General features: G+C 63.7%; 3 protein-coding genes. 1 reads left to right on the top strand and 2 read right to left on the bottom strand.

The annotated features are described in order from the left end of the window. The coding region (locus QOI01_RS34755) for an LLM class flavin-dependent oxidoreductase (protein ID WP_526388576.1) at positions 1-771 on the top strand (771 nt) is incomplete at its 5' end. Here the strand turns inward: QOI01_RS34755 and QOI01_RS34750 are convergent. Both QOI01_RS34750 and QOI01_RS34745 read right to left on the bottom strand, forming a co-directional pair. Further along, a complete protein-coding gene (locus QOI01_RS34750; protein WP_526388574.1) occupies positions 764-2,341 on the bottom strand; it encodes a class I adenylate-forming enzyme family protein in 1,578 nt (525 codons plus the stop codon). The genes QOI01_RS34755 and QOI01_RS34750 overlap by 8 nt on opposite strands. Before the next feature lie 90 nt (positions 2,342-2,431). Then, positions 2,432-3,073 carry a TetR/AcrR family transcriptional regulator gene (locus tag QOI01_RS34745; RefSeq protein ID WP_526388572.1) on the bottom strand — a complete coding sequence of 214 codons (642 nt, stop codon included), beginning with the start codon at positions 3,071-3,073 and terminating at the stop codon, positions 2,432-2,434. Positions 3,074-3,673: the final 600 nt, after the last annotated feature.

The following is a 3,673-nucleotide window of genomic DNA, read 5'->3' as shown; positions in this document are numbered from 1 at the left end:
TCGCAAGGCCGCTTGGAGTTCGGCACCGGACGGTCCGCTACCTCGGTCGAGCTCGGCGGCTTCGGAATCGATCCCGCCGACACTCGCGACATGTGGCGGGAATCGCTCGAGTTGATCGTGAAGGCCTGGCGAGACCCGCTCGTGCAGCACGAAGGCGAGTACTTCAATCAAGTGGCACGACCGATGGTGCCCAAGCCGTTGCAGTCGCCGCATCCACCGCTGTGGATGTCGTGCACCAGTCCGGAGTCGCACGAGATGGCCGGCGCGAACGGACTCGGGCTACTATCGTTCACGCTTGCTCTGGCCTTCGAGGAGGTGGCCTCCCGAATTGCCAAGTACCGTGAACGGATCAAGACCGCGACGCCGATCGGCGACGTCGTCAACAATCAGACGGCAGTGTTCGTGATGGCGCACTGCGCCGCCAACGCCGGGCTTGCCCGCCAGCGCGCTGAAGCCGGCGTGATGCGCTACCAGCATGACCAGATCGCGCTGCTCACGTCGCTGATCCCGGAACTCAAAGAGAACAGCTCGTATGACTATTACAGCCGGTTCGTCGGGGTGGACTACGAAAAGTTCAACTACGACTACCTCGACTCCAGGAACATGATCCTCGTCGGTGATCCCGAGCGATGCATCCACCTCGCCAAGCAGTACGAGGCGATCGGTGTCGATCGTTTGCTGCTGTTCGTGCAATATGCGGACATGCCGCACGAACACACGATGGACTCCCTGCGGCTGTTCGGTACCGAGGTCCTTCCGGCTTTCAGCTAGAACGCGGATGCTCGAGGGATGCCTGGGTTTGTTCCTTGAGCACCTTCTTGTTGACCTTTCCGGTGGCCGTCAGCGGAAGTTGATCGACGGTGACGACCAGGATCGTCTGGGGCAACTTGTATGAGGCCGCGCGCGCACGCATCCAGTCTCGAACGTCGTGCCCCAGTTGAGCGTGATCACCATTGCTCGCCGGCGGTACAAGTACACATCCCACCCGCTGGTCGCCATCACCGTTCGGCAAGCCGAAGACAAACGCCTCGTCGACCGAGTCATGTTGCACGAGCAAGGTTTCGATCTCGAGTGGAGAGATGTTGACACCCTTGACCTTCATCATCTCGTCTTTGCGTCCGAGGTAGTGCAGACGTCCCTCCGCGTCGAGAAGACCGGTGTCGCCGGTCGCCAACCAGCCATTCGGATCGAATGTGGCCGGAGTGTCAAGGTAGCCGGGGGTGATCGTGCCGCGGATCTGTATGTCGCCGGCAACGCCGACCTGCGCAACGGCATCGCCGGCGACGATGCGAAGTTCCTGGGTCGGCAGCGGTGTGCCTTGCGAATTGATGCGGACGTCGGCCGGGTCGGTGCAGGCCGTCATTGCGGAGTGGCCGTAACCCTCTGTCATCCCGTAGGCGTTGCAGACCTGATCGACTCCGAGGACCTCGATGGCGATCCGCAGGTCTTCCGGCGTCGCGTTGGCGCTACCGGTACGCAGAGACGAGACATCGCGCTTGCGCAGGTCCTCGCATGCAGCCAAGGCGCGCGTGACCGGCGCGACCCCGTAGTACACGGTGCATCGCAGCCGCTCAATGAATTCCAACGCCGAAGCGGGATCGAACCGCTCCTGTACGCAGAGTGTGGCCGCGTGTGTCAGGACATTGGGCAGTGCGTTCGCACACCCGAACACGAAGAACAACGGTGAGGCGAACCAGAATCGGTCGTCGGGTCGAATTCCCTGACGCTCGCCGATGGCGTGGGCATTGCGCAACATCGCGCCGTGGCGCAGCCGGACCGCTTTGGGCGCCGCTGTACTACCGCTGGTGAACAGCAGCAGGGCGTCGTCGGACTCACCGGTCGGTGCATTGCGCAGCGCCGCCACAGGGTCAGCCGACAGGTGCTGTCCGGTAAGGGCGGGCGGAAGCGGCTCATCGCGGGGCCATTCGAGCGCGCCGAGGTAATCCACCACGTCGACGTCGCCGACAGCAGCGGCCGCATCGAAGCCGAAGATCGTCGACTGGGTGATGACCGCGCGTAACCGGGCACGGCGCGCCACTGCTGCGAGTTCTTCCCTTCGATACCAGGTGTTCAACGGCACGGCGCACAGTCCCGCGGCATGCGCACCGATAAGTGCTGCACACCAACGGATTCCGTTCGGGAGCAGGATGCCGACGCGATCGTCGGGCCGGAGCCCGAACCGGGTCATTCCTGCGGCGAGTGCCGCGCAAGTGGCCGCAGCCGAGGCATAGGTGAGCTCGCCGTCGTCGGCAATGATGAAGGGCTTTTGCGGCGCGACCTGGGCCACGTCGGCCAGCAACGCCGGCGTAGTCGCCCTCCCGATGTCGGCGAACATGAACATGAGTACCTCCATCGCGGCTGAGCGCACAACGTTAGTATCCAACGCCTGTGTTGACAATCAGCGTGAGCGATTACGGGGGGGTTGGCTGTCCTACTTGTTTTCGAGGCCGCTGAGGAATACCTCGGTGAACGTCTCGGCGACTTCCTCCGGACTCCATTTGAGGTTGGGCCGATACCAACGGTGCATCCAGTTGACCATGCCGAAGAGCGCCATCGCGCACAGGTCGACCGGAAGGTCCTTGCGCAGAGTTCCATCGCGTTGGCCCTTCGCCAGAATCGAGTGCACGATCGATTCGTATTCGCGGGTCCGGGCGATGACGTCGGTCGACCACTCGCTGTGCTGGCGGGAGATTCGGCCCAAGTCCTCGATGTAGACATGCATATGTGGGTAGTTCGCGTCGTAGCCATTGACCATCGACTCGATCAGCGCAGCGATCTTATCCTTGCTGGAGGCTTTGCTGCGCTTGACGGCCTGCGCGGTTGCAATATCCTGCCCGAGTGCTTCACGCACGATCTCTTGCAGCAGTTCTTCTTTGCTGCCGACGTAGTAGTAGAGGGTGGCCCTGTCGGTATCGGTTGCCTCCGCGATATCGCGCAGCGTGGCCGCCTCGACGCCGCGCTCACGGAACACGTGCGCCGCGGCTTTGATGATTTCGTCGCGGCGGGCGACGTAGGCAGCTCCGCCGTCTTCGAGGGCGGCGCTTCTGCGCGCTCCGATACCGCTCTTGGTCATCGTTGACTTCCTTCCGTCGGGGCCTTGCGTCGCCGGATCGTGTGCAGTAGGCGGGGGTAGTCTACGCCGGAGTTGACACTAGTCCACTAGCGTGCGGCGGAGGGCCGACGACGGCTGTGGCCGTCGGGGGAATCGGCCTAGCGAACGGGCAAACGGCGGGGGACAGTCCGGGTTGTCGCTCCGCTTCGTCAAATGCGGGCAGGTCAGAGCGCCAGTCTCGTCGCACCCCGGGAAGGGCGTCGTCGCGGTCTGTACGCGGTGTGGCGTCCACAGTATCGACGCGGGGATCCTCGGCGAGCCCGCAGCGCCCGCTGTGGGCAGCTGCCGGAGCCCATCGCCGGGACGAACATGCCGCACGCAACATCTCGCGGCCTGGACTGGCCCTTCATGCCCAAGCCGCCCGAAAAGACGTGTGGCTTCCCACTGTCGGAAACGTCGAGGCTGTCGCTCGCGGCGAGCGGCGCACTGCGGAGTCGCCCGCGAACGCTCAGCGGCCGAACAACAGCCGCTGAGCGTTGCCGGCCACGAACTTGTTGAACCGGTCGATGTCCCTGAAAGGCAACGCCCTTGCCTCGTTCATGCAGCGTTCGTGCGTGAGAA

It is taken from the genome of Mycobacterium sp. (genome assembly GCF_032162605.1).
Lineage (GTDB): Bacteria > Actinomycetota > Actinomycetes > Mycobacteriales > Mycobacteriaceae > Mycobacterium.
This window is presented reverse-complemented; position numbering and strand designations above follow the sequence as displayed.